Source organism: Ktedonobacter racemifer DSM 44963 (assembly GCF_000178855.1).
Classification (GTDB): Bacteria; Chloroflexota; Ktedonobacteria; order Ktedonobacterales; family Ktedonobacteraceae; genus Ktedonobacter; species Ktedonobacter racemifer.
The window spans coordinates 1,208,519-1,235,414 of the sequence record NZ_ADVG01000003.1; the positions used below are offsets into that span (position 1 = coordinate 1,208,519).

At 50.1% G+C, this 26,896-nt stretch carries 22 protein-coding genes and 2 pseudogenes; 15 read left to right on the plus strand and 9 right to left on the minus strand.

Features of this window, described 5'->3' with window-relative positions; all coding sequences use genetic code 11:
* The first annotated feature begins 948 nt into the window (after positions 1-948).
* Positions 949-2,922 (plus strand): hypothetical protein, encoded by a 1,974-nt coding sequence (locus KRAC_RS34275; protein WP_157507442.1) that lies wholly within the window; start codon positions 949-951, stop codon positions 2,920-2,922.
* A 711-nt stretch (positions 2,923-3,633) separates the two neighbouring features.
* On the opposite strand, the gene KRAC_RS34285 is transcribed toward KRAC_RS34275, so the two are convergent.
* The 3 genes from KRAC_RS34285 to KRAC_RS63055 all read right to left on the minus strand — a co-directional run bounded on the left by KRAC_RS34285 (position 3,634) and on the right by KRAC_RS63055 (position 7,355).
* Complete coding sequence (locus KRAC_RS34285; protein ID WP_007915324.1) at positions 3,634-4,257, minus strand: histidine phosphatase family protein; 624 nt, start codon at positions 4,255-4,257, stop codon at positions 3,634-3,636.
* A gap of 165 nt (positions 4,258-4,422) precedes the next feature.
* Positions 4,423-6,030, minus strand: coding sequence for an ISL3 family transposase (locus KRAC_RS34290; protein WP_007915325.1), 1,608 nt, complete (start codon positions 6,028-6,030; stop codon positions 4,423-4,425).
* Between the two features lie 386 nt (positions 6,031-6,416).
* Positions 6,417-7,355, minus strand: a complete 939-nt coding sequence (locus KRAC_RS63055; RefSeq protein ID WP_007915326.1) for a ketopantoate reductase family protein — start codon at positions 7,353-7,355, stop codon at positions 6,417-6,419.
* 161 nt (positions 7,356-7,516) lie between these two features.
* On the opposite strand from KRAC_RS63055, the gene KRAC_RS34300 reads away from it, so the two are divergent.
* Together KRAC_RS34300 and KRAC_RS34310 are read left to right on the plus strand one after the other, a co-directional pair.
* Positions 7,517-8,137 (plus strand): TetR/AcrR family transcriptional regulator, encoded by a 621-nt coding sequence (locus tag KRAC_RS34300; protein WP_007915327.1) that lies wholly within the window; start codon positions 7,517-7,519, stop codon positions 8,135-8,137.
* Between the two features lie 573 nt (positions 8,138-8,710).
* Entirely contained in the window at positions 8,711-9,187 is a 477-nt protein-coding gene (locus KRAC_RS34310; RefSeq protein ID WP_007915330.1) for a ClbS/DfsB family four-helix bundle protein, read from the plus strand.
* 913 nt (positions 9,188-10,100) lie between these two features.
* Here KRAC_RS34310 and KRAC_RS34315 read toward each other — a convergent pair.
* Complete coding sequence (locus KRAC_RS34315; RefSeq protein ID WP_083814958.1) at positions 10,101-10,673, minus strand: polysaccharide deacetylase family protein; 573 nt, start codon at positions 10,671-10,673, stop codon at positions 10,101-10,103.
* Positions 10,674-10,765: 92 nt separating this feature from the next.
* Between KRAC_RS34315 and KRAC_RS34320 the strand changes: the two genes are divergently transcribed.
* The 8 genes and pseudogenes from KRAC_RS34320 to KRAC_RS34345 all read left to right on the plus strand — a co-directional run bounded on the left by KRAC_RS34320 (position 10,766) and on the right by KRAC_RS34345 (position 15,910).
* Complete coding sequence (locus tag KRAC_RS34320; protein ID WP_007915333.1) at positions 10,766-11,368, plus strand: IS607 family transposase; 603 nt, start codon at positions 10,766-10,768, stop codon at positions 11,366-11,368.
* A gap of 35 nt (positions 11,369-11,403) precedes the next feature.
* Positions 11,404-12,309, plus strand: a pseudogene (locus KRAC_RS63060) (RNA-guided endonuclease InsQ/TnpB family protein); the annotation flags it as partial.
* A gap of 214 nt (positions 12,310-12,523) precedes the next feature.
* Positions 12,524-12,652, plus strand: a pseudogene (locus KRAC_RS76575) (RNA-guided endonuclease TnpB family protein); the annotation flags it as partial.
* Between the two features lie 24 nt (positions 12,653-12,676).
* A complete protein-coding gene (locus KRAC_RS78555; protein ID WP_274532175.1) occupies positions 12,677-12,811 on the plus strand; it encodes a hypothetical protein in 135 nt (44 codons plus the stop codon).
* A gap of 312 nt (positions 12,812-13,123) precedes the next feature.
* Entirely contained in the window at positions 13,124-13,864 is a 741-nt protein-coding gene (locus tag KRAC_RS34330; protein ID WP_007915335.1) for an SAM-dependent methyltransferase, read from the plus strand.
* Positions 13,865-14,016: 152 nt separating this feature from the next.
* Positions 14,017-14,364 carry a hypothetical protein gene (locus KRAC_RS34335; RefSeq protein WP_007915336.1) on the plus strand — a complete coding sequence of 116 codons (348 nt, stop codon included), beginning with the start codon at positions 14,017-14,019 and terminating at the stop codon, positions 14,362-14,364.
* Positions 14,365-14,609: 245 nt separating this feature from the next.
* Positions 14,610-15,200, plus strand: coding sequence for a hypothetical protein (locus KRAC_RS34340; protein ID WP_007915337.1), 591 nt, complete (start codon positions 14,610-14,612; stop codon positions 15,198-15,200).
* Between the two features lie 86 nt (positions 15,201-15,286).
* Positions 15,287-15,910: an FMN-binding negative transcriptional regulator gene (locus KRAC_RS34345; protein ID WP_007915338.1), complete on the plus strand. Its 624-nt coding sequence runs from the start codon at positions 15,287-15,289 to the stop codon at positions 15,908-15,910.
* Here the strand turns inward: KRAC_RS34345 and KRAC_RS34350 are convergent, their stop codons facing one another.
* Both KRAC_RS34350 and KRAC_RS34355 read right to left on the minus strand, forming a co-directional pair.
* A complete protein-coding gene (locus KRAC_RS34350; protein WP_040445542.1) occupies positions 15,911-16,441 on the minus strand; it encodes a hypothetical protein in 531 nt (176 codons plus the stop codon).
* 26 nt (positions 16,442-16,467) lie between these two features.
* Positions 16,468-16,845, minus strand: coding sequence for an SH3 domain-containing protein (locus tag KRAC_RS34355; protein WP_007915348.1), 378 nt, complete (start codon positions 16,843-16,845; stop codon positions 16,468-16,470).
* 481 nt (positions 16,846-17,326) lie between these two features.
* On the opposite strand from KRAC_RS34355, the gene KRAC_RS63065 reads away from it, so the two are divergent.
* From KRAC_RS63065 to KRAC_RS34375, 4 genes are all read left to right on the plus strand, one after another.
* On the plus strand, positions 17,327-18,193 hold the full coding sequence (locus tag KRAC_RS63065; RefSeq protein WP_157507443.1) for an alpha/beta fold hydrolase: 867 nt from the start codon (positions 17,327-17,329) through the stop codon (positions 18,191-18,193).
* A 290-nt stretch (positions 18,194-18,483) separates the two neighbouring features.
* A complete protein-coding gene (chrA, locus tag KRAC_RS34365) occupies positions 18,484-19,722 on the plus strand; it encodes a chromate efflux transporter (RefSeq protein ID WP_052568803.1) in 1,239 nt (412 codons plus the stop codon).
* Positions 19,723-19,990: 268 nt separating this feature from the next.
* Complete coding sequence (locus tag KRAC_RS34370) at positions 19,991-20,770, plus strand: L,D-transpeptidase (RefSeq protein ID WP_007915353.1); 780 nt, start codon at positions 19,991-19,993, stop codon at positions 20,768-20,770.
* Positions 20,771-21,106: 336 nt separating this feature from the next.
* Positions 21,107-22,963, plus strand: a complete 1,857-nt coding sequence (locus KRAC_RS34375) for a protein kinase domain-containing protein (protein ID WP_007915355.1) — start codon at positions 21,107-21,109, stop codon at positions 22,961-22,963.
* Between the two features lie 275 nt (positions 22,964-23,238).
* Here the strand turns inward: KRAC_RS34375 and KRAC_RS34380 are convergent, their stop codons facing one another.
* From KRAC_RS34380 to KRAC_RS63070, 3 genes are all read right to left on the minus strand, one after another.
* On the minus strand, positions 23,239-24,060 hold the full coding sequence (locus KRAC_RS34380) for an inositol monophosphatase family protein (RefSeq protein WP_007915359.1): 822 nt from the start codon (positions 24,058-24,060) through the stop codon (positions 23,239-23,241).
* Positions 24,061-24,632: 572 nt separating this feature from the next.
* Complete coding sequence (locus tag KRAC_RS34385) at positions 24,633-25,325, minus strand: response regulator transcription factor (protein ID WP_007915361.1); 693 nt, start codon at positions 25,323-25,325, stop codon at positions 24,633-24,635.
* Between the two features lie 17 nt (positions 25,326-25,342).
* On the minus strand, positions 25,343-26,797 hold the full coding sequence (locus KRAC_RS63070; RefSeq protein WP_007915362.1) for a sensor histidine kinase: 1,455 nt from the start codon (positions 26,795-26,797) through the stop codon (positions 25,343-25,345).
* Positions 26,798-26,896 lie beyond the last annotated feature (99 nt).

Consider the following 26,896-nt stretch of genomic DNA (forward strand, 5'->3'; position numbering starts at 1 on the left):
GTCTGAAGAGCAACAAAATCAGCCAATAACTGGCAAATTACACAGACCACTCATACCTATAGAGCTTGATCTTACTCGTTAAAACCTTCACTTATTGCCCAAATCAGCAGTTTACCAGAGCAAATAGAGATTTTACATTCCTTCGCTATAGAGATGAAACATCAGTTTATACAAAATTTACTCTTACTTATCTTGTAAAGGTCTTATTATTGCAAAAAGATTGTGTGAATAGGCTACGTTATTAGGCGCGCTATCGTATGTACGCATCTTTTCTTCTATCAAATAAGCACGTGCACTGTTAGTTTTTCCACCCGCTACGTTATTCAGCGGGGTATTTTTAGCGTTTTGGGGCTACGCTATTAGGCGCAAACCGCTATTTGAGTCTTGAAAGGGCTTTTAACCAAAATGGCTAAAGGTCTGGGGAGAGGGGGCTACGTTATCATGCGCAAACCGCTACGTTATTGTGCGTAATACGGAGAGGTGAATTGGCTCTAGAAGCCAATTCACCCAAAAAAATATAGGTGCAGCAATAAAAAGGTGTATTGAATTCCGCTCTAGAACCATTGATACTAAGAGTACAGTTGTCACACAAAACGGAGCAGGGGAGGATACTTTGTTATGAAGCGAAGTGGGTGGAGGATCTTAATGTTGTACAACTGGAGGGATTTTCCGAGGCAAAAAAAGTGCCAGTTATCCAGATCCTTTTGCCAACCACTGGAAAACTGGCCAACACCCTAAACATATAACCAATACGAAAGTATCAGTTACATGCTTAGAATATGCCACAGCCTGCCCTTTGTCAAGTGAACGGGACTCATAGGGAGACCAGGGCAAGGTCGATGAAAGCGCATATCAGGCTCATCCCTCGGAAAATTCGCTGCAAAAAATTGCCAGGTGAGGGGATGTATGTATATAGCGTCAAATGGACGAAAACGATATAGCCGGGAAATGCCAACACTAGAAGATGCAAGTAAGGATGTAGGTGTCGCGAGAGAACGTGTTCAACTCGCGACATTAGAGGCAATCGAGAAACTATTTCCATCTCCAATGAACGGTATAGAGTTCCTTGGATTAGTTCTGCGCTATGCAACAATTAAGCAGCTCACTTTACCTTCCTTCGCGCAGGAACAGAGCTTCGCCGTCATTACCGTCAAAAATATTCGTGTGTTGAGTAAGCTCATTGGCTGGAGCTACGATACAACACATAAATATGTGGCGCTCTTTTGTGCGCTTGGCTTCTTCGTAAAGGGAAGAAGACAACACCAGGTAGAGCTCTACTTCCCACTAGATAGCTATGTTCCACCAGAATCACTTGCAGCGCTAGACAACCTTATTGCTGAGTATCGCCCTAAGGTGCGTCAGAGTGCCCAGCAGGTGAAGACGCGTTTTCTATTGTATTTTAGCTCGCCACAAACCTTCTTCGATAAGATGGGAGTTCCCGACGAGCTACAGCCCATGCTGCAAGAAATTCGTCAACTTTTCCAACATGAAGGGGTAGACTCTAAAAAGCAACAGAATCTCCTTGTACAAATTGCACGCGTCGTTCAACGTGTGCTACCGAGTAAACAATTCGAAACGGTAGACACAGCACAAAAAAGTCTTTCCCCCCCAGCACATCCAATTCTGCCGTCCAGGCAACCAGAGGACCAGTCCTCCGAGCAATTGTCGCTTAAGAGCAATGCAAGCACACTAAAAAATCGACCCTCTAAGTCAGAAAAGGTAGACCCTTCTTATAAGATTCCGCTCTCAGCGAGACCTGCATTACCACAGGAAAAAAGTCGTCCCTCTACACCAGAGAGTCTAATGATCGACTCCAAGCACCAGAGGGTAGACTCTTTTCCTTCATCCACTCCAAATGTAGTAGACTCTAAGCACCAGAGGGTAGACTCTTTCTCCATACCTGTATCTGAGAAAGTAGACTTTTCTTTACTAGAGGTAGACTCCTTGGAGGAGCAAGAGGAAGTCATGCCAAAAAGTCGCCCTTTAGGTGTAGACTTTTCACATATTCAGGAACAAGAAGGCGTTTTTTTAGCTGAGAAGGGCGACTTTTCCTCTCTGCATAGCACACAAAAAGTCAACCCCCTTGATGAGAAGGGCGACTTTTCGCAAAAAGTCGCCTCCATTGCCGAAAATCAGGTAGACTTAAACGACTTAAATAACGTTAACGTTAATAAAATAATTACTAATAACTTAAATAACGTTAACGTTAAAAGTCTACAAACCTTAGCAGCGTTTCTGGGAACTATTCTGGGCGAGGATCGTTCCAAGTGGGGAATTTATGTTGTTCACCTCAAACAGTATTCACAACCGGAAGCCATCATAGCAGCCTTGATGAAGACTTTAAGTTGTAAGTTCCGGGATGGTTCACTACACAATCCGCCAGCTTTCTTCCTGGCACGTAGCAAAGAGTATCACGTTGCTATTCCGGCTGATGTACACCAGCTCGTAGATCAATATGCGTCCCTGTCATACGGCCAGCTGATTGAGACACTTAAACAGCCAGCCTCATCTTCAAAAGAAGGTCATAGTCAGGGTGACTATCAGGCAAAGGAGATTAAGTCTTCAGCGCTTCAGGTACTAAAAGCGCCACCATTATACATTCAACTACAATCCGAACAGGCTCATATGTCTTTGCAGGATGCCACAAAACTCTATAAGCAACTTTGTAATGATTCACGTATGGTTCTCTGTAAGAAGTTTATTCTACCAGTGGATGTTGAGAAAACACGCTATGTTCTCTTGCTTGATGTCACTGTCTCTAACAAAGTACGCCAGACATTTCTCTATTCCCAGCAAGAGTGGTATGAACGCAGCCAAAACATTCGTACCTGCCTCAGCCTCTTTGAGTCCTCAGAGACGCTACAAAGGTCACAAAATCGCTTTGCCGCTCTACGTGACCTACTAAAGAAAAAAACGCCGTAGTAAGCCTCTCAGCGCGAAAGCATGCAGAAAATGCTACTGTTTTTCCTTGTGGCTTACATGTGTGTCGCCACTTTTGACACATAAAACCGCCTGTTTGTGGAGCTTAATTAGAATATTTGTTCTCTCTTTTGCTGACGCATATCTTCGCCCGAAATTGAAATTAACCCATTAATCTGCCAAAAAAATTTATCCCTCAAAAAGCACGAAATTTCTTCCACGAATCTAGGTGTGGTTTGACAATCTCTTTGTCCTGATCGGAACGTTTATGGGTCAATGACCGGCCGGACAGCTTATGGGGCAAAATAGCAAAGTAGTTCACTGGCCTGAGAAGCCACTTGAGACAGCAGAGCTACAGCCGCTAATTCGAGAGGGAAGCATTCAGTCGCGTGCTCTTGCTCGACTACAAACCGTCTTTTTGCCACTTTGAACCATATCCCGTCCGGTTTGAACCAATTACTGTCCTCGTAGTCCATGCAGAGACGAACAAAATAGCTCATCTCTGCATGAATGGACCAATGGACACGAACTCTGTCAAAAATGGTGCCACAGTCACGGATATGCCTCTTGACCAGATTTGGGGCATAGTGCTTGCTTGCTGAGAGCAGGATCATCAAAAAGAGAGTATGGATGTGCTAAAGATCTGTTTTCCTCCGACCTTTTAAGAAAAAAGGAGTAGGCATTGATTGAGCGCTACTCCTTTTCTGGGGTCACTTAACAGAGATGTGAAATGTCATTGATGCTCAGGACTTCTATCTCCATACGAGGGTAGAGTGGGAGATATGCTTTCTGTTGTTCCTTGGGGACGAAGCGAACTCGGTTAATCGCACCATAGTCGATTTCAAACCAGCTTGGGGTGCGTGGCGAGATCTGGAGCAGAACATGAAAGAGATACGTGAGCATTCCTCCATGAGTCACGGCAACGATGGTATCATCGGACCTGAAACGTTCAAGCAATGTGTTGAGGATCTGTCGACAACGCTCAAACATGCTTTCTTGCGTATCACCTCCATGATTCCAACCGTCCGGTTCAATAGTGGAAGGCAGAACTGCAAGTGGAAAGCGTCGGAGCAGTTCCTGGCTCCCATAGCCTCTGTATGAACTATCAAGCCCTTCACGAAGCTCTGTCCATACCTCGACCGGACAATTTCCGATCTGGTGTGCGATAATGCTTGCGGTCCCTAATGCCCGCAGCAGTGGACTACTCAAAAGCGCTGTGATTGGCACATCCGCTAGTCGTCGCCCAATTTGCAGTGCCTGCCATTCCCCCACAGGTGTGAGGCTGTCATCAGTTGAATTGGTGCCACATTCTCCATGGCGAATGAGAATGAGATCCATAGGCAGAGGCTCCTTTTCCAAGAGAGACGTGTGTTGAAGAACATAAAACGTTTCAAGAGCACTATACCTCAGTTGTCTGTAGAGAACAGTCTAGCAGGTTACAGACGCCTAAAGAATTTTCTGCTATACTGATACTGCAAGAAGAGAAAGGCTCCCTCTTTCTCGCTACAGCGCATGAAGCACACGTTGACGAAGCAAAGCAAATCCGGCTCTACCATACATGGTTCGCTTGATCAGCTTGAGTTTTGTGACATGCCCTTCCACCATTCCATTGTTGATGGACCACGTTAAACCAGCCCTCACTGCAGCTTTGTCTCGCTTTACGCCACAAGCAAATTGTTGCAGTTCTGGGAGTTCACTGGCAGCGACCTGCTCTAACCAGGCATCTAGCCGGTGTCCTTCTCGCTTATGGACCATCGATAAAAACTCCTGAATGAGATGGTATGCTCTCTTGAGCGTCGTGCTGGCTTGGCAAAAGGCTGCGAGATCGCCTTGTTCAATCTCATCAAGCAGGTTTGGGTCACGGACAAAGAGCCACACGGCTGTATTAGCAGAAAATTTGTGGAGGCGATGCATATTGGCAGATGTTCTTACCTCCGCTTGCTTGAGTGTTTCCAGGTAGCGATAGATGCTTCGCTCCGATCCACTGTAGCCTTGTTCCTTCACCTCACGCCAGAGTGTCAGTCCATTGCGTTCTCCAGCTTGCCAGCGTTGGAGGACGTATGGGGCAAATGGATCGAAAGAACTTTGTCTCTTGCGCCGTTTTTTCGTCTCGGGGAACGTTCCTCGTTTGAGCCAGTCCCGTACCGTTCGTTCTCCCATATCAAGTTGCTGCGCAATCTGTTTGGGCTTCATCCCTTGCGCTCGCAACTCCACCACCTGCTGATAGCGTGCATATCGCCCTGCTCGTCGGGCCAGTCGCGCTTTTTCCACATGAGCAGGTTCAAGAGGACGCCATTCCTCGATAGAGATCACGTCCTTGCTCTGTTCTGGCTTTTCTGCTTTGCTGACAGCTACAATCTCTGCCTGACATCGTGCCAGGAGGAGTTGTGTTGTCTCCGTCAAATTCTTTACCACATGGAAACGATCTGCTACTTGAATGGCCTGGGGAGCGCCTTGAGAAGCTGCTGATGCGTACTCACTACCACGATCACGACTCACGACCATCAAGTCCGGGTGGTGGCGCATCCAGCGCGCCGATGTCTCCGCTTGCCGATCAGGGAGGAGATCAATCACCCGATGACTTTCCAGATTTACCAAGATCGTTCCAAACCGGTAGCCGCGTTGAAAGGAAAAATCGTCTATTCCCAGAAAGAGGACTGACCCGGTAGAGACATCTGGGAGATCCATGATGCGGCGCAAGATCGTTTGGCGAGAAGTCTGAATGCCTAAACGAGCGGCCAATCGAGTGCCGCCTTTGCCACAGGTTGCCAGCCCAAGAGAAGTGATCTGCTGGCAGAGTCGGATTGTCATTCGTGCCCAGGGTTCCACAAAGGCCGGGAGGCGCTCGGTAAAGACCTTTCGCTCACAGAGCGGATTGCGGCAGTAGAATTTCCGAACTGTGAGACAAAGTTGGACGCAGCGGCCTCCACAAGGAGCATCACGCAAGCTTCGGCGATAATGGCACTTTATGGACGAGGACACTTCACAACAGAGCGGGCAGCACGATGTAGGATGCGTTGAGGTCACCGAGATGATCAAGCTGATCTCGGTGATCTGGATGTGATCAAGCAGCATGCCTTCTGGCAGGGAAAGCAATGAGGTCTCTTCCATGACAACCTCACATTCGGCGATGGAACACCCTTCTAGTAGGTTCTTCTGGAAAGGACTATATCATTACGTGTCAAATTTTCGTTCTCAACAAGCAAGCACTATGCCCCAAATCCGGTCAAGAGGCCGGATATGCGTCAAAAGCTGAACTATACCGATTTTCGACACGGTTCTCGACTGGCTTGACAAGCCAACTACTGGACAGCTTATGCGTCACTGGCAAGGACAAATCGGTTGTCAAATCACACTAGGTTTCACACCTGAATCTGGCGGGGATTTGCGTCAATGCGGCGAGAAAATGCGTCACCACCTTGTTTTTGGTCCCAAAGTTGGATATGCTCCAAGCAGAGGTGTTCAGCACGCCCAGCGAGATTTCCAGGACGGTGGAGTCAGTGGGTCGGTTGCTCTAAGGACACGAGCAGACGATTCAGCGTAGGCGTAGTGCGGGGTGAGGTGCGCAGCCGCTCCATAATCTCCTGCGCCATCTGATTGTATTCCCCAATATCGTCCCCGAGATGCGGGTCGATTCCCAGCGTAGAAAGACGTGAGCGTAACAGTGCTTGCATCAAGGTGACTGTGAACCAGCGCGGGAGCCAGAGAAAGAGCAGTGTCAGACTGAAAGGCGTCAGAGGCGTGCCCAGTGCCCGCAGTGCCAGCAATCCTTCGCGAATGGCCTGAACAAGCTGCGCAACATTGTGGCGCGACCGCGCAAGCAGCGCACTCTTTTTCCCCGCCATTATTGTGGCTGAGATGATACCTATATCCGTGATCGCGTGAGTCTGCAACCATGTTTGCATATCGGGACTCAGCCTGGCCGTGAAGCCTGCCTGTTTGAAAATCGCCGCGAGCTGGCGCAGGCGCGGCGTCACCCGGCCATCCACTTCCCCCAGCATCGTCGGCATCTGACGAAGGGTGATATAGTGTACGACATCTTCTTTGCGCACACCACCGATGGCCGGAAAACCGAGCACAATGCGCTGTGGATCAAGCAGCGCGAATTGCTGCATACCAACTGGATTACTGAGCAGGAACAGCAGCGTGGAAACCTGGCGATTGGCAGCCAGGATTGGCAGGACAGCGTGAAGCTGGTCAAATCGTACTGTCACCAGGACAACATCATAGCTATCAGTTGGAGCGAGCCGCTCAACGATGGAAACCTGGGTTGTCGTTTTTCGCCCGTTTGCAGCATTCTCAAGTTGAATACCATGCGTGCGCAGTGATACCGCCCGCTGGCCTCGCGCCAGCAGCGATACACGGTGTCCCGCCTCCTGAAGCCTGGCCGCGTAGACGCTGCCAATCACTCCTGCCCCATAGACAAGTATATTCATCTTTCTTTTTCTCTCTCTTTCTTTTTTTTGCCTGAGTCAGTTCCATAAAAACGGCGCGTTGGCTACGCGTCGTTGCAAAGCAAGCGTAACCGATGGTACAATGAGCGTCAATCAGCAAAGGAACAGAGCGTGTTGCCTATGCAACATGGGAGAGGAAAGTGATGCAAAAGCTCGCTGGCGTTGAAGATCTACGGGTTCGTCGCACACGCAAGTTGCTACAGCAAGCATTAATCGAAGGCTCGCTGAAGAAGGGGTTTGCAGCCCTCACTGTGCGCGATATTACCGAGTATGCCATGGTGAACCGCTCGACATTTTATCGCCATTACCTTGATAAATACGATCTGCTCGAACACCATATACAAGAACTCTACGAAGCGTTGGGAGTGGATGGAGAGATCGCAGGGAAGGACTGTTCTGCAAGACTCATTGAGCTGCTCACGCAGATTCAGCAGTTTTCCGACTTTTACCGCGTGGTGCTGGGTGCGCAGGCAGACACCTTTTTGAGTCAGCACTTTTGCCAGCAGACGCAACAGCGTTTTCTTGCTCATTTTCAGCAGACGTTCCCCGCAGCCGCGACTGATCCTGGTGCGCCGCCGCTGGAATTGAAGTTTACCACTGTTGGCTCGGCTGTATGTGGTGCGCTCACCTGGTGGCTGGAGCAGGAACAACCCTCTACGCCTGAACAGTTTGCTCTCTGGCTGCAACAACTCATTTCTGGTATCCTGGTGCAGTATCCTCAGAGTGGATCGAAAAATGCGAGCGTCTCAGCTCGTGCTCGCTAAGCATACCGTATGGACCCTGAGAGGTCAGGCATTACTGCAGGCCCCTCATTCAAGTCGAAAAAGAAGCTCCTTTGTTTGTAAGTCCTGTCTCTCGGCTGTGCTCTTCTTAGAAAAGCTGCAGTATCTTGCGTGGCTCTAGTAGCCGTGCGAGATATTTTTACTGTCGTTTGACACATATCCTCGCTATTTTCTTCTTCCGACGCATATCTCCCCGTTTCGGCGGATTTATGTGTCAAACGACAATGTGCGTTCCAACGTAAGCGCGAAAAAATCAAAAATTCTATCGTAACCGCGAAAAAAAGCACGAGGTCCTGCTCAGACTCTCTACTGTAAGCGCGAAATAGCTGCACTGCCTTTGTAGAGGAAGGCCCAGAATAGATAGTGTTGGCGAAATCATATATTGAGCTTGCTATGAAAAACAAAGTATTCCTGATTTGAGCTTGGGAAACTAATTCGCCAACACTATCAGGATACGTGTAAAAATCGCTCATAGTGATAAGCTCTTACATGTGTCCTGGGCTTACCTCACATATATCAGTATTTCGTAAAGGAGATACATACTAGAAGCGCACTATGCCATCAGAGCAGCACTTTAGCCGCCAGGAACTCTTAGCGGCTCTTGAGCAGGGCTGGAAGCACTACCTTCCACAGGTTACCAAACTTTCAGAAGAAGAACAAATGCGTTTTGCACAAGAACAAGGCTACCCCCGTGTTCAGGATCTGCTCGTACATATCTTCACTTGGTGGGAACGCTCCATGCAGCGAACATCCTGGCTTTTGAGCAATCCACCGCTTCCACCAGCTCAAGATCACCCCCTCTTTGGCAAAAGCATCGACGAATGGAATGCTGAAGCCATCGCCCATTACCAACATTGGACTCAGGCTGATGTTGAAGCAAAATTCGCGACAACATTAGAGACCTTGGAAAGCTTTTTGAAAGATCTGCCAGAGACAGCCCTTGACCAGGAACGTATTCAGTTTTGGATGTGCGTCGAAACTATGGACCACTACGAGGAACATCGCCCGCCAAACGAGCTACTTCCCATGTGAGTATGGAAGGCAATAGGCTGAGCATTGAACTCCTTCGGGTACCGTTTGATATCGAAGGATTGCTTGAGTCCCATTTCCAAGAGGATATGCCACATGCACAAGGGTTAGCAAACTTGTGGAGTAAAGCCTTAAAGGAGGTAAGCCCAGGATGCATGTAAGAATTTATCACTATGAGCGATTTTTACACGTATCCTGGGCCTTCCTCTTGTAGGCTCGGTCATTGGTTTGAAGAGGCCACTTTTTCTCTCTATTCTTCGTCTCGCGGCGCTCGGTTGCTCTGGCAGAAGGCGCTTTTATCGGGCTCTAGCAACTCTGCTTTTTTTCGCGGTTACGTTGGAATTTTTCACGATCTCAATCGGGAAAGTGACCCTCTCTAAGCTCATTTCATTTCGTGCTTAGTCTGGAACTTACATTACACATTAAGCCCTTTTACAGGGCTTCTTAGAGATTTCTCTCGTGAAATTGCTTACTTCATGATGGTTTCAAGAAACCATCAGAGGCTGTGAAATTCGAGTTTATAGTTGGATGTGCGTGTAAAGCCTTATGATCTGGTTGGGGCAATCCATATTCTGTTAGCTTGCCTACTTGCAAGCGTATGGGGAGACGTAGCAGCTGCATCTGCCATGGGAAAAGTACCTAGCTTGGAGGTGTGAGCTGGTCGAGCGGTTTGCCGAGAATGTATTTGGGCAAAATAGGGAAGGATGGCCCTGGCCAACGTGGATCCCAATGATGCTCGTTCGCGACTAGGAGCGCACGATAACGTGCCTTTTCACCATTTTCGAGCGTGATTTCACAGCCTGCATTTGCCAGGGGATGGCGTCTACGACTTTGCTATTGAAGTGAATTTTGTCGCGAAGGGCCATTAATATATACCAAATTACAATGCTGGGCTGCCCCGTAAAGGATGCGCTGATTATAGTACGATAAAGGTGAAGCCTTGTTGTTGCAGTTCGCTGATGATGAGTGCGAGTGCTTGTACTGTTTCTGCACGATTCCCTCCTCCATCGTGCATCAAGATAATGTCGCCCCCTTTTATCTTAGTGAGAACTGTTTTTACAATCTGATCTACGCCTGGTTGTTGCCAGTCCTGTGTATCAATAGACCAGAGTATTTGGGTAAGGCCAAGCTCTCTCGCAATATTATTGACATTTTCGTTTTTCGAGCCGTAGGGAGGCCGAAAAAGCTCTGGCGTAATTCCTGTGGCTTGCTTTATCTCTATAGAGGTGGATTGTATTTGTTCGCGAACAATATCAGGAGGAAGCACTGTGAGGTTCACATGGCTCCAGGAATGATTCTCTACGGCGTTGCTTTGCTGGCTCTCCTGTAGTGCTAAATCTGGGTAAGCTTGGACTTGCTCTCCAACACAGAAAAAGGTGGCATGTACTCCATAATGCGCGAGTATATTGAGCACGAGGGGCGTATAGGTTGGATCTGGCCCATCATCAAATGTTAACGCAATTGAGCTAGAAACACCCCTGTGTGCTATAGTTTGAGCGAGCTAATAGTGAAGAAAGTAAAAAGTGAGGGTTAAAAATATTTTAGAGTACATTGACTAATATGGATATTTCATGGTAATCTATGGACATGAAGTTAAGTCAGTATGCCAAAAAAGCTGGAGTCACCTATAAAACCGCCTGGCGGTGGTATAAAGCCGGGACGCTCGATGCCTACCAAACGCCCACAGGGACGGTGATCGTGCGCGATCCGGTGGCGGAGAAGCCAGAGACGGGGCGCATCGCCTTGTATGCGCGAGTGTCCTCTGCTGATCAAAAAAGCGATCTCGCGCGCCAGGTGCAACGCCTGCGCGACTACGCGGCGGCCCGTGGCTACCCAGTGGCCAAAGAAGTCGTCGAAATTGCATCGGGCCTCAACGACAACCGCCCGAAATTCCTCAAGCTGCTGGCCGACCCAAGTATTGGCACCATTCTTGTCGAACACCGCGATCGTGGCACCCGTTTTGGGTGGAGGTATCTCACAACGCTGCTCGAAGCCCAGGGACGCCGCATCGAAGCCATCTTTCCCCATGAGGCGCAAGACGATCTCGTCGATGACTTTGTTAGCCTCATTACCAGTATGGCGGCCCGGATGTACGGCAGGCGCGGCTCTCGGCACAGAGCCGAACGAATCAAGCAGTGCGTGGAATCTCTCATGAAAGAGGAGCGGACCGAGGAGTGCGTTTGATGAGGCGTTCTTAAGATGCAGGCAGGACCGGATCGATGCTAATTACACGCGGCTATCGCACGCAATTAGATCTCAATCACCAACAAATCACCCTCTGCAAACAGCATGCAGGCGCAGCGCGCTGGTCCTGGAATTGGGGGCTCAGACGCAAGCAAGAGGTCTATCAACAGGAGAAACGCTGGATCAGTGCGATGGAACTGCACCGGGAACTGAACACGCTCAAGCAAACCGAGATTCCCTGGATGTACGAGGTGTCAAAAGCCGCGCCGCAGGAGGCGTTACGCGATCTGGATCAAGCCTACAGGAACTTTTTCCGCCGCTGTGACCTCAAGAAAGAAGGCAAGTGGAGGGGCAAGCCGGGGTTCCCCAAGCCGAAGACCAAACGGAAAGGAGTGGGCAGTTTCCGGCTGACAGGCAGCATTCATATTTACGAGCAAGCCATTGAACTGCCGCGCTTCGGACGGCTGCGCCTGCACGAGTGTGGCTATTTGCCTACCGGCGGCGTCGCTGTGCTCTCGGCCACGGTCAGTGAAAAGGCAGGGCGCTGGTTTGTCTCGGTGCAGGTGCCTGATCCCCCACAGGCAGCTGGTCCGCCGATCGGCGTAGATACCGGGATCAAAACCCTGGCCCAATGCTCCGATGGGCGTGCCATTGCCAACCCCAAAGCCCTCAAATCCGAACTCAAGCGGATCAAGCGGCTGCATCGCTGGCTCTCGCGGAAACAGAAAGGGAGCAAGAACCGCGCCAAAGCCCGTCAAAAAGTAGCGCGCAAGTATGCCCGCGTCGCTTATGTGCGCGAGGATGCCCTCCACAAAGGCACAAGCCAGCTCACCCGCGCCCAACATCCTCCAGAAGAACGTGAAATCCGCAAAGCTGAGATTGCTGCTACGTTGCCAGAGCCGAAAGCCAAGGTGAAGCCAAAGCGTGGCAAGCGATCAAAAAAGGAGTCGCCCCCAGAGCCCCTGCCGAAAACCATTGCGAACAAGGTCAAAGCCAAGCAGATGAAAAAACTGCTGCGCCAGGCTTGCATCTTGGATGCCCAGAGGCGTCCTGCCGTGGTCGTGCTTGAAGATCTCCATGTGGCAGGGATGCGCACAGAACCACAAGCTGGCTCTGGCAATCAGCGATGTCGGATTAGGCGAGTTCAAGCGGCAAATGGGCTACAAAACGTTCTGGCAAGGAGAAAACCTGCTGTGGGCAGATCGCTGGTTTGCTTCCACCAAACTGTGCTCTGGCTGCAACCATATCAAAGAAGAGATAGACCTTTCAGAGCGCATCTATGTCTGCGAGCATCCGGCCTGTGGGCTGGTGATCGATCGTGACCTCAATGCCGCGCTGAACCTGGCAGCGCTGGCGATCTTGTATCTGAGCGGCCAGCCAGGTCCCTACCGGGAGTTCCTCGGGAAGGGTGAAACGCCTGTCGGAGAGGGTAGCGCTGGCTGATCCGTCGTGAGATGGTTCAGTGAAACTGCCCTCGGTGAAGCAGGAACCGATCCGGGTGAATGTGGCTTGTCCATATTTGTCCAAGTGTCGGAGAACGGTAGTTTATATTGCTATGAGCAATGTGTGCTTGGAAGGCAATGGCTTGAGCCTGTATTGTACCAGGCAGCAAGCTTAGCACAAAGAGCCAGCACAATAGACCCCAGTGTATATCGCGAGCGCCTTGTTGCATCTTTATACCAGACTTTCTTACCGATACATGCTGCTTTTTTCTTATAGTTTAATCCTGGAGAACAAGAGAAGGGAAAATCACCTTTGGATCGCTTCAAGTATACTGTTATCTCTCATGAGGGAATGCGCTATTGTAATCCTTTGAGCTCAGAGAAAATTGAGACTGTGCTGGATTTGTTGGATTTCGTAAATACGGCGCGGGTGTTAGATCTTGCTTCGGGGAAGGGCGAATTATTGCTTCGCCTGGTCGAGCGTTATGGCGCTGAGGCGCTGGGTGTCGATCTTGCTTCTCCTTTCAATGCTGAAGCTCAAGCTCAGGCGAACACAAGGATTCCTCATAGGAAGGTTACTTTTCTAGAGCAGGACGTTACAACGCTTCAAGTTGAGCCGGAATCCCTGGACCTGGTGAGCTGTTTGGGTGGATGTCACATCTTAGGCGGTTTTCAGCTCACACTCCAGCAGGTTAAAAGCTGGGTGAAGCCTGGCGGGTATATCCTCTTAGGCGATGGATATTGGAAACAGGAACCGCAGCCCGAATATCTTGCTGCTTTTGGGGGTAGTCGCGATGAATGTATGACTCATGCTCAAAATGTTACCACTGGTCCCGCAGAAGGTTTGGTTCCCCTCTATGCCTGTGTCTGTAATGATGATGAGTGGGATCGTTATGAATGGCTACATTTGCGCAATATAGAGCTCTATGCCAGAGAGCATTCAGAAGATCCAGATGTGCCTGAACTACTAAAACGCATTCGTGCCTGGCGTGATACGTATGTGCGTTGGGGACGCGATACATTAGGTTTTGGTTTATACCTTTTTCAAAAATAAGAGCTATCAAAACTTTTGCCAGCTTATAGTGTAACCGCAACACCCTACGCAAGCGCATCGCGACGCAAGTTTGAACCCAAATGCTCCTGCTTAACGTAATATAAGCACAATTGCATCTACAACTTACCAAGTTGCAGGAGGAATAAAAGATTATGGTATTAGCTGCTTTCGTTATTACCTTTACTAAATTGCTTGTCTGGTTCCTGGTAGCATTGCTTGTGGGCGTTGTTGGCGAACTTATTGCGCGCCGTCGTGCTCCTGATGGCATCATTGGAGCCGTTTTGTTGGGCTTCCTGGCGATCTTTATCGTGGTTGGTCTCCTAAACTTCAGCATCGCTGGTGAACCACTTCTGGCGGGTGTACCCCTGGTTAGCTCGATTCTTGTGGCCGCGATCCTGGTGTTCATTTGGAGCGGTTTTGCTTACCATCGCGTGCGGCCTTATTACTACCGTCGTGGTACCTATGCACGTGCCCCTCGCCGCCGCCGCCGCTGGTTCTAAGCCACACGGCAAATCAGCATAAGCAAAGAAGAAGCAGGCAAGCTCTCTCTACAAAAAGAGCTTGCCTGCTTCTTCTCTATGAGTTGAGGAGATATATATTTAGTCCTTCTGTTCAGTAAGCGAGAGGTGGTATGCCTTGTTTGACACAAATTGGTCATTTTCTTATGTCCAAGTGAGGTGTAAGATAATGCTGGGTTTGTATTTACTAAAATAGATATTTCTTATAGTAATTGGGAGAGTATTTTATGTTAGCTTATGTGTTCTGGCATCAACGAGCAAGCAATGTAGAGAAGGTGGAGTATCAGGAGCGTCTCATCGCTTTTCATCAGATATTGCAAGAGCGGCGGATACAGGGCTTCAAGGGGTCAATCGTTCTAGAAATGCCTCAACTGCCATGGATGCGTGAGGGGAGCGAGGTCTATGAAGATTGGTATCTCGTTGAGAACTCGGCCGCGCTTGATCTGGTGGATGGAGCGGCTGTCTCGGGAATCTGTCGGGAGCCTCATAATCAGGTTGCGCGACTGGCTGGTTATGGAACAGGTGGCCTGTATCGCCTGAAAGACGGGGCGACTACTCCCGCGACTTTTGCTAGTATTCGCTCCGTTACCTGGTTTGGTAAGCCTGCTGGTATGAGTTATGCTCAATTGTATAGCCTGCTCCAGGCTGCTAATATCGAGCAACAGGATATCTTCTGGCAGCGGCAAATGACAATGGGTCCCGCCCTGGAGTTTTGCGTGCATACCTCTCAAACCTATCTTCTAACAGAAAATATTGAGAGCCTACAGGTTGCAGCACAGCCGCTATTTGTTCCAGAGGGATCAAATCAAGCTCTATAGCAAAAGGCTTTTTATTCGACGGATTGTAATATGAAGTGCGGCACCAAGGGATTCTTAATTGTCTGTAAAAGAGAAAAGGAGGTAGCATGTACGTTCCCAAACATTTTCGCGAAGAAGACTTGGCGGAACTACACGCCTTTATGAGCGGTAATCCTTTCGCTCTGGCCATTTCAAACCAGGAAGGTGTTCCGGTCGCTAGCCATATACCTGTAATTCTCCAGGAAGAGCCAGGCCCATATGGTCAACTCCTTGGACATTTCGCCCTGGGCAACTCACAGTGGAAAACGTTTGATGGTTCGCAGGAGGTTTTGATTATTTTTCAGGGGCCTCATGCCTATATCTCGCCTTCGTGGTATAGTGATCCGGCAATAAGCGTCCCTACCTGGAACTACGCTGTCGTGCATGCCTATGGTGTTCCCAGGCTAGTTGAAGATCCCGATGATCTTATGGCCCTATTAGGGGACCAGGTACATGTGTTTGAGGGTACAGATAAGCCTGCCTGGTCCCTCCAACCGGAGAACGAGGCTATGCGTAAAATAGCCCGTGGCGTAGTTGGATTCACTATGTCAATTACGCGTTTGCAGGGGAAGTATAAGCTCAATCAGAATCGCTCACTCACAGATCAGGGGCAGGTTATTGACCAGCTTGAGACTCAGGATGATGTTAGCAAGGGAGTGGCTGCCCTGATGCGTAAGCGTATAGCGCAGTGATCAGAGCAGTTTGTTTTTGATGAGGTCTGCGCGCGTACTCGCTCTCCGGTTGGAGTACCAGCGTAGCCCTTCATAGAGGAGCATAGGGAGCCAGAAGACGCCTTCGATAAGGATGATTGCGCTCCACATGCTCTCTCCTGCCTGTCCAAAGATGGTATAGGTTGATGAACCATTGTTGTTGCTGTCGAGAATGCCAGGAATAAGCAGGCTAATGACAACGGCATAGACAAGCCTTCCCAGCCAGCCATAATGCGTAGTAAACCAGTCATAGTGGCGGACGAGGGGGAAAGAGAAGACCGAGCCGCCAAAGAGCAAAGTCAGGATGAGCACGGGTAATGAGAATACCCATGACGGGCTGGCGACAAGTGTTGCATCGAGCGTGATAAGTATGCCAATGCATGTGGAGACAATGAGCATTGCCCATGCCTCTGGACGCGAAGAGCGCCATGCCCAGGCCACGAGGAGCACATAGAGTAGCAGTGATCCTCCAGCCAGGCAGATATTCTCAAGCAAAGAGAGGAGAGGTGTCATCTTTTCAGTATAATCCTTGCCTGCTATTACAACCAGACGATATTTTCTAGTGGTATCCAACCAGCCTCGTTCAGGCATTTGACACACCAGAGCCAGCCATTTAACTCTTGTTTTTCGAGCAATTCTTCACCTTCATTGGCGGTCAATTCTACGGCTATGTATCTCTCCAGAGCTACTCCCATGGATGTATCAATATGCTTGTGAAGGAATTTCTGGGGAACCCAGCCACTCTTCTCACGCTTGTCTGTACACCAGACCCAGGTCCACTCTGGGTTATTATTCCACCTATCAACCTTCTCGCTAATGTAGACGTTTTCGCCAGCCTCAAATGAAATTGGTTCAGCGTTGGTGGATTGATAGGCCTTTATGACGCGACATGGCCGTGGAGGATTAAAAGACTGCATGGTTTCCTTTTATTCTGAAAAGTGACGCAACACAAATAAAATCCGCTCAGATTTTTTCTAGCGTTTTGCGTAAAAAATGTTCCTCAAGCATACCAGAATGTCTCTTCCCGTGTAAAGGCTTTTGACTGTACTTTTTACTTTGCCATGAAGTCCCGGTGAATTGTCTGATAGGGATAAGTCTGGTAGAGTAGCCTTTGTAATGTGCGCAAGCGGTCAGATAAAGGCTGCCTCTTGCGCAGAGACGTTAGGATAGAGTAAACCAGCCTGTAGTGCGTGGAAGGAATGTAAAATTATGCTTGGATTCTCCAAACAGAAATATCTTTCTAAGAGAAAGAAAAGCTCTCAGCAGGTACGTGAAGATGAGTTTCTTCAGAAGAAGAGTAGGAGTAGCCTGTGGTTAAGCTTAGGCGCAATGGCCGCTGTTTCTGCATGGGGCATTCATAAGGCATATCGTTCCTGGCAATGCAAAGAGGCCAGGCGTGTGTCAGAAGGTGGCCTCGTGGTCAATACAACATTGGGTCCTGTGGAGTACCAGATTACAGGTTCAGGTCCCGTTGTCATCTACGCTCACGGTACGCCGGGTGGCTATGATCAAGGTTTATATTTCGCGCGTTTTCTGGGTGAGAACTCCTGCACACTTATCTCCCCTTCACGCCCGGGCTATCTACGTACCCCCCTGGCTTCCGGGGCTACTCCCGAGGCCCAGGCTGATCTCTATGTTGCCCTCTTAGATGCATTAGGTATTGAACAGGCCAGTGTGATAGGTTTCTCAGGTGGCGGCCCTTCGGCACTTCAATTTGCACTGCGCCATCCTGAGCGTTGTCAGGGACTGATTATGATTGGCGCCATTGCGCGTCGCTATGCCCCACAGGAGAAGTTAGCGCAAGCCTCACTCTGGACAAAGGCCCAGGCGCGCCTCATTGAATACCTCCTGGTATCTGAGCCATTCTTATTTCTCGTTGCGCCTATCGCGCGCTTGCTACCATTTGGCGATGCCGTTGAGGGAATGCTTTGTTCTGGCACGGTCTTTGCACAACGTAAAACTGGCTATGATGCTGACTATGTTGCCTTTGCAGCAATCGAAGATGGCTCTCTAGAGAGTATCACGGCTCCAGCACTCATTATTCATGGATCCGATGACCCTGATGTGCCCGTTGAGGATGCCGAACTTCTTGCATGTAAAATCAAGCAAGCAACGCTTTTTGCTATCGAAGGTGGAGATCATGCCTCGTTTTATACGCAGGCTCGCATTGTCATGCCCATGATTACCCAATTCTTGCGCCGCATAAGCCAGAAGAAGGCCACGCACACTGCCTCGTCTCCCTCGACCATCAGCCAGACTGTATAGCTACCTCTCGTCACTGTATGGCTCGCGGGTAAGGGGATGTGGTAGTGAACTGGCAGCGTCAGTTCACTACCACATCCCCTTATCTATGCAAAGCATCACAGGTGTGAGGAGAGTTGATACCCTTCTTGATAAATTACCCTGGAAAGTATTGAAGGCATATCTCTATACGTAGGCACTATGGCTTGTTTTTTGTGGGGATGCATGGTAGCTTTGCCTTGAGTAATAAAGAAGGAGTGCTATCAATGAGTACCTCGAGGCAATCAAAGGAGGACGGAACCGTTGACACGACAATGTCGGGAGCGGACTTTCTTCCTGCAAAAGAGGCAGAGAAGCCAGACCTGGCTCCAAGAGGCACGTTTCTAGAGGTGCTGGGTGTCTTCTCTCGCCTGGGCCTGACCTCTTTTGGGGGACCGACGGCGCATCTGGGATATTTTCGTCAGGAGATTGTGGTACGGCGTAAATGGCTGGATGAGCATGCATATGCCGACTTAATTGCGCTCTGCCAGTTTCTGCCTGGACCATCCAGTAGCCAGGTTGGTATTGCCCTGGGGATCACCAGGTCCGGCTTATGGGGTGGTCTTGCTGCCTGGCTCGGCTTTACTCTGCCATCGGCGGTAGCGTTGACCCTCTTCGCCTATGCGACGACTGTGCTCCCAGGAGCCGCGCAACTGGGCTGGTTGCATGGCCTGCTGGTTGTGGCCGTTGCGGTTGTGGCACAGGCCGTGTGGGGGATGGCGACCTCACTCTGCCCTGATCGCCCACGGGCGACGCTGGCTCTCATCGCGGCTATCGCTATCCTATTCTGGCCTAATGCGATAGTGCAGATTTCACTTATCGCCCTGGCTGGCATCTTTGGCTGGCGTTTCTTGCGCCAGGTACGCGAGGAGAAGCCTGCACAGTTGCCTCTGATGCTACCGCGTCGCCTGGCTATCTGCTGCTGGATTCTTTTTGCCGTGCTCCTATTAGGTCTACCCATCTTGCGACAGCTTACGCATAACCAGTCCATCGCGCTTTTTGATACCTTCTTTCGCGTTGGTTCGCTGGTCTTTGGTGGTGGCCACGTTGTTCTGCCACTGTTACAGCGCGAGGTTGTCCCCAGCGGTTGGGTAAGTAATGACCAGTTTATTACGGGCTACGCGGCGGCCCAGGCTGTTCCTGGTCCTCTGTTTACTTTTTCCGCTTACCTGGGGGTGGTCAGTAAGCCATCGCCAAATGGCTGGTTAGGGGCGCTCATTGCTCTTGTGGCTATCTTTTTGCCATCCTTCCTGTTTGTGATCGGTATTCTCCCTTTCTGGAATCGTCTGCGGGCCTTTGAACCCTTTCAGGCCGCTCTGCGTGGCGTAAATGCCGCAGTAGTAGGTATCCTTCTGGCAGCCCTCTATCAGCCTATCTGGACGAGCGCTATTCACGCCCCTACAGATTTTGCGCTGGGGCTACTAGCTTTTGGCTTGCTGGTATTCTGGAAACTCCCGCCCTGGATTGTTGTCCTGCTGGCGGCGGTACTTGGCGCGGGACTACAACTGCTGTAGTCTCGTCGCGCCTCTCTACTCAGTATGTTTAATCTTTGCCTATTTTTTCTCTCCCCCATTTCTGCGCGATTTTTGCTAGCGTCATGTCATTATAGAAAATAAGCACGAAAATAGGCACGCATGGTCGTGCTTATAGAGATCTCAGAGGATGCTCACTTATTCTCTTGTTATTTTTAAAAGAGCATCAAACACTTCCATTTAGAGAGAAATATGTATATACTCATCTTTAGGGGGAGAATTCAGTATTGCATTAAAAGGGAGAAATTCTATGCAAACCCTCATGAAAAATTTTTTTGTTCTTAGTGCGCTTGTCCTGGTAGGGACGTGGCTTCTAGCTGCTACTCCGCTGACCGCGAATGCTCAGACTCATCACAGCACAGTAGCGCAAAGCACACAGGTTGGCTTGACAACTGGCTGGGCGAACGTACGTACTGGTACATCAACTGGCACAAGTGTGGTTACCACGTATGCTCCCAATACCAGGGTCACCATTTATCAATCGGTCAATGGCCAGATTGTCTGGGGTGGTATTCGTACCTGGTATCGCATCTCAAGCACGAATAGCGCTCCACGCTACATCTATGGCGGATTAATCTCGATTGGTAGTAGCGCTCCCTCTGGGCAGGGAAAATCTATCGTGGTCAATCTCTCTCAGGAGCGCCTGTATGCTTATGAGAATGGCAGACAGGTCTACACGACGCTGGTGACGACGGGCCGCCCCGAACTGCCAACGCCTACCGGTACCTTCCACATCTTTGTAAAGTTGCATCCAACCACGTTCTATTCGCCTTACCCTGTAGGGTCGCCATATTACTATGCGCCAACCTACATCAACTACGCCCTGGAGTTCCAGTATGGCGGCTACTTCATGCACGATTCCTGGTGGCGCTATAACTATGGCCCCGGTACTCAGTATCCCCACCACGACTCCAGTGGTAATCCCAGCGCTAACTTTGGCTCACATGGTTGCGTCAATATGCCTGTCCCTGCGGCGGCATGGCTCTACAACTGGGCACCAATCGGCACCACAGTAAAGATTACTTACTAATTGCATGCGTGGTTCAGTCTAATGGCCTGGCACTCCTAAGAAGCAGAGGAAAAGCGCTGAAGCGATTTAAGCCACTTCAACACTTTTCCTCTGCTTCTTACTATGAACCTCAATTCGTATAGTCACGGTTGCTACTTTTCCCTTTGAGCTTTCGTGCTAAAGTGCAATTGATTTTCCACGTTGTGCTAAAAGATGTTGAAGGAAAAACTCCTAGAAAGAAGTCGTACTCGCTTGACGCATTGCATTAATTGTCTATACAATATACGCATCTATTGCTCTTAGATAGCTTATTTTGATCTGTCTCATCTTGTGTCAAAGTGTTGGAGAAGGCTTGCAATGACAAAGTATATCGATCTATCTGGTCAGCAACTTGGTGATTACCGCCTGTCTCGCTGGCTTGGCGGAGGGCAGACCAGCGATGTCTATCTTGGGCAGCATATTGAGAACCAGTCCGAGGTCGCGCTGAAAGTATTTAATGTTAATCTTGCGAAAGAGGAAGATCAGAAGGCTTTTCTCGACGAGGTACAGGCGCTAAAACTGGAACATCCTCATCTCATGCCGCTGTTAGATTGTGGTATTGGTAGCGATCCTGTATCGCTGCCGTTCCTGGTAATGGAGTATGCGCCACATGGTATTTTGCGTAACCGGCACACCAGAGGTTTGCAGCTACCGCTCGAAGAGGTTTTGTGTTATATCACGCCTCTTGCCTCGGCTTTACAGTACGCACATGACCAGTGTGTGGTACATGGCAATATCAAACCAGGAAACATACTGCTTGATGCCGATGACAAGGTCTTGCTCAGTGATTTTAAACTTGCTACTTTGATCGATAATACCGCATCTCTTGATGTACTGCATGATAGACAGGATGCTATCTCCTACTCTGTGTATACAGCCCCCGAACAGCGTACTGGTGTGACTGGTCCCGCCAGCGATCAATTCGCGCTCGGTGTCGTGGTCTATGAATGGCTTTGTGGCAAGTCGCCATTCCAGGGCGCGTTAGATGAGGGCGTGCCTCCGTCTCTGCGTGCGCTGGCTCCTCGCCTCTCCGTGGAGGTAGAGCAGGTCGTGCAGCGAGCACTTGCCAGTGATCCGCAAAAGCGTTTCGCGAGCGTGCAGGAGTTTGCCGCCGCACTACAATTAGTCAGCCAGGATGAACACACGCTTGAGCCTGTTGTCTCTATTGGGGAGACGATCATAACAACTAAATACATCGACCTGCATGAATCTATGTCAGTAACCGCTAACCAGGAGAACGATGCTTCTGCCGATGAGAGCGTCTCTCCCCAGGAGCCGACACAAACAGAAGATGTCTCTCAGGAGGGCAGAACACTTATACTTACCGAGCTTGCTTCCAATACCCTGAAGCTAGCAACATACCCAGAAACGTCCATTGCAGGGCAAACTGGTAAGGGTAGTAAGAGGCACTACCTCGCGCTTGCCAGTATCGGGCTGGTGATGCTGATATTGTTGGGCAGCGTTATAGTGGCGGGTTCTGTTGTTGGCATACAGGCTCTCGCTCTGCCCATAGGTTTATTACAGAATCAACTTGCAACAGGAGGAGCATCTCTTGTCAGCGACCGCCAGGGTGCTCCTGATAGCACAGCCACGCCCGCCAATTCCCTTACGCCAGCTTCGAAGAATAACTCTAACACCGACAATCATTCGCAGGCTACACCTACCTCGACTTCTACGACGCAGGCTACATCTACCTCGACCTCTACGACGCAGCCTTTGCCCACGCCAACCTCTACAACAAAAATTACTTCCCCACCGGCGCCCAAACCTACATCTACGCCCAAACCTATAATCGCGGCAGTTGATGGCAAGAATCCGACCACGTACACCGTTAATGGGCAAACGTGTGATCAGACACTCTCAAACTCACATTCACGACATGTCACGTTAGGAGGCGTGGGCGCTACAATCTATTTCCGCTTTAGCGTCACATGTCATGCTGCCTGGGCCAAGATTGTCTTCGATAAGGCTCTCCCCTCAGGTAAATATGGGAATGCCAAAATTGTGCGCATAAATGATGGCAAGGCCTTTACCTGCGATACAGGTGGTAACAAGTATGTCGCGCCGGGCCAGACCTCCTGCTATACTGGCATGGTTCAGGATAATGCCAGCGAGACCGCCTCAGCCTATGGTAGCTATCTGTCAAGCTGGTCCTCCCAGTTGGGTCCGTACTAGATGAAAGGCACTGGTAGGGACTGCGAGGGTTTGTCGTGAAACCAGGTTGGGATTACCCTCATAGCCGCCAGACCACCGAAGGTCAGCAGGACTGGTTTCCAATGAAGGCGAGAGTGTCTATGTCCTCTCTGATCATCATCGTCGCCATCGTCTACCTCAGCCTCTTCCATGCGGAGGACTGTGTCAAGCAAAGTTTTTTTGCAATGGATACTGTACATATATGCAACGTATCACGTGGCTAGGTTTGAGTGCCAGGCATGAAATCTTCATGCCTCTCATGAAAAAGCGCACTTCATCTTCCAGGTGGAAATAATTTGCTGGAGTTGATCATGTAAAGCTGGGGGAGCCGCACAAAAACTAAACATTTCTGTCGCTTTCGTCAAAGGATGCCTGTAATCGATCTGCTGGCCAAAAAAATCAGTATAGAGAGCTCCAGCTTCCTCAAGCAGAATCTGCTGAGCCACGTTGTCCCAAATTTTACAATTCTGATAAAGAAATCCTCCATACACTCCTTTCACCACCATTGCAGCATCAAAAACACTACTGCTTGTTTGCACACCTCTGCATGCCAAGATGATTTCTGCTAATAGTTCGCATTCTTTTCTCGTTCTGTTCGGATCTTCTTGATGCCCCTCTACTCCATAGGCAACCAGGGCTGAAAGCAACTCCTTCTGATCTTGCACCCGCACGCGTTGCTGATTACAGTGCGCCCCTTTTCCTCTTTCAGCAGTATAAATTTCGTGGAAAGCAGGAAGCGCGAAACCACCAGCGACGGGTTCGTGGTCTTTGAGGAGTCCTAACATACAACCATAGAGCGGGCTTGCCTGCGCAAAATTACTCGTTCCATCAATGGGATCAATGACCCAGGTGTAGGGCGAGTGCTTGTCAACGATACCCGTCTCTTCATCGAGAATATTGTGGGTTGGATAGGTCCGTTTGATTTCTTCGCTTATCATCCTTCCTATCTCTATATCAGCCTCAGTGACCACCTGGCTTGTGTCGCCATCCTTTGTTGCTGATGTGACGCTTCCAAAATGGTCACGCGCTATTTGGGAAGCGTCTGCGAGCGTCTTCATGAGAAACAGTTGATAATCCATCTATGTCTTTCCTTTCTACTCCTTCTGCGCCTCTGGTAAGCGTTGTCTCGCTCAACTGACCAGCTGGTCAGTCTGGGGAGAAGGACGCAATTTACTCTCTACACGGGATATACCAGATGGAGAGTGCTTTTCCCAGGGAGGGACATTCGTACCAGTGCTCATGATACAAGGCAAGTGCTTACCTTGGAAGCGCAAAAGTTGCACGGGTTTCAGGGCATTTACCAGGGGAGCATTTATCGCTGTTTGTTCTTACTGACGTTGCAAAAAGGCCAGGCGCACGCTGTGATTTGACAATCGAAAAGCGATCCAATTTACACTTGGGACTTTCTGTAGATTATACGAAGATTTTGCGCAACAGGTACGTATGTTTTACGCAGATGTTACTAATAGTATAGAAGAGCCTGTAGAGCCATTCAAGCGCAAAGGCGTGAACCTAATAAATTGTATTGCTCTTGCCAGTGCAGAACGCTATAAGGCAGCTTCTCATACTGGTTCAAGCAAGTTCGTTGAGCTACGCAAAACCTGTGTACCGAAAGCGCAAAACCTTCGTACAATCCACACTTTCGTCTGCACTAGCGTGGTAAGAGACCATATGCGAGCGCAACAGCAACGGCTGAGGCACGAGAATCTACATTTAGCTTCGTATAAATGCTGGTCAGGTAAGCCCGCACGGTTCTTTCCGTGATACCCAGACGCACGGCAATTTCTTTACTGCGTTCACCCTGGGCCACTCCCGCTAGCACCTGCCTTTCACGCTTGGTTAAAGCGATGGAACCTGAGATGCCGGCGCCTTGAGGATGCTGCGATCTGCTCACCGATAGAGCAGGGCTGACTGAAGTTGCATGAGAGAGGAGACGAGCCATCGTCTCTGGCTGGATCAGCATCTCGCCTCGTGCTGCCGAACGGATGGCATCCAGTAAGGTTTCTACTGGCGTTTCTTTGAGGAAGTAGCCGCTGGCTCCGGCTTGTAGTCCTCGGATCAACAGTTCATCCTCGTCATAGGTGGTGAGCAGGAGAACAGTGATGTGTGGCCACATGGTTCGGATGCGCTCCAGCGCGGCAAGGCCATCCATACCAGGCATGCGAATATCCATCACTACGACATCTGGTTGCACCCGTTCTACCACCGCTATTACTGCTGCTCCATCGGCCGCATCGCCGACGAGTTTGATCTCCTCTCCCCCTTCTTCTTCGAGCATCAAACGCAGCCCCTTGCGCACCATTAGATGGTCGTCGGCTATGACAACGTGGATGGGTCGTGGCATATCTCTTTCCCTCCTTTTTAGCTTTCTTGTGGGCGTATTGGTATGTGGAAGCAAAGGATAGTTCCCCCACCTTTCGTGCTTACTATCTCCAGTTGCCCCCCGATGAGTCTGGCGCGTTCCCGCATGCCAAGCAGTCCATACTTTCCCATTTCAGCACTGATCGTATCCGGGTCAAAGCCAACCCCGTTATCTCGTACTTGGATAGTCAGGAGGCTCTTATGAGCGGTTGCCTGGATCCAGACCGCGCTGGCTTGGGCATGGCGAGCCACATTGGCGAGCCCTTCGGAGATGACCCGTACCACGTGATCGCAGCAGGGAGTCGGGAGGATCGAAAGGGCAGCAATATCTGCGTGACAGGAGAGACCTGTGGTGGCCGTGAAACGGCTGGTTTCCTCCTGGACTACTTCTGCAAGATCATCCGAGCGGGTGCGTCCGCTACGCAGATCTCCAATGGCACAGCGGGCATCTGCCAAAGCATCACTGGCTTGCTCCATCACCTGTTCTAACAAAACCTGCGCTCGCTCCACTTTCTGGTGACGCAACTGCGCACGTACTACCCCCAATTGCATCAGCAGTCCAGTGACTCCCTGGACCAGCGTATCATGCAAGTCGCGGGCAATGCGCTGGCGCTCGGCCATCAGCGTCAGTTCTTCAATGCGCAGGGCAAAGGTGGACAATTGTGCATGCGCCTCATCCAGTTCGCGCAAGAGAACCAGGGTGCGCTCGTGGGCCTGTTTGGTCTGTTGGACATAGAGCAGCAGGGTGACCAAGAAGAACAGGCCGAGAAAGCCAACTCCTGGCGCCCATCCTCCACCCCAGATATCACTCCAATCCCGCGTTGGACCAATCGTTTCTCCATAGAGGAACAGGAGCAGACAATCACCTCCGATGAAGAGGAGCACGGAATGGATCTGTTTGAGCGTCAGGGTGGCAATCAGAAACAGTAAGGGCGAGAGCGCGAGCGCCAGAATGAGCAGGTGAGTCATCTGGGTGAGCAGGAGAATAAGGCCTGCCTGTAGACACAAGAAGAGCCACTCTATGCTTCTCTTGCCCTCCAAGGAGAACCCGATCCAGTAGACGCCGAGATGGATGAGCAGGAGCAACGTCACCACCAGGTGGAGTGTTGCTGAGGCGGTATATTTCCCTGGTGAGGCGGCATATTTCCATGCCCAGCTATTCCAATAGACTATGATGGTCCCCAGCCAGAAAAGAAAAAACCAGGTGAGTGAACGGACGTGACGAAGCTGCTTCATACGCTCTTCCTTCGCCTCCATAAGGAGTTGTGCTACCAATATCATTTGCCTCGCTCGCAAGCGGAGCATGCTGTCTCGATTATAGCACGCCTTGCTCTCCTCACCACCGTCGCTTCCACCACTGTCGCTTCCGACACTGGTGCCATCGGCGAGAAGAACCGTGTCGGAAAAGACGTAGCAACAGTTCGCGAGAGACGCTATGCTCCCAGATAGATGCATGTCAATCGCTCTTCCAAGCGCGTTTGCGCTCACCTTTAGGGAGCTTCTGAGTGATGAGATGCCCATCAAAAAGAGAAAGGCTGGTCAACAAGGGAGAAA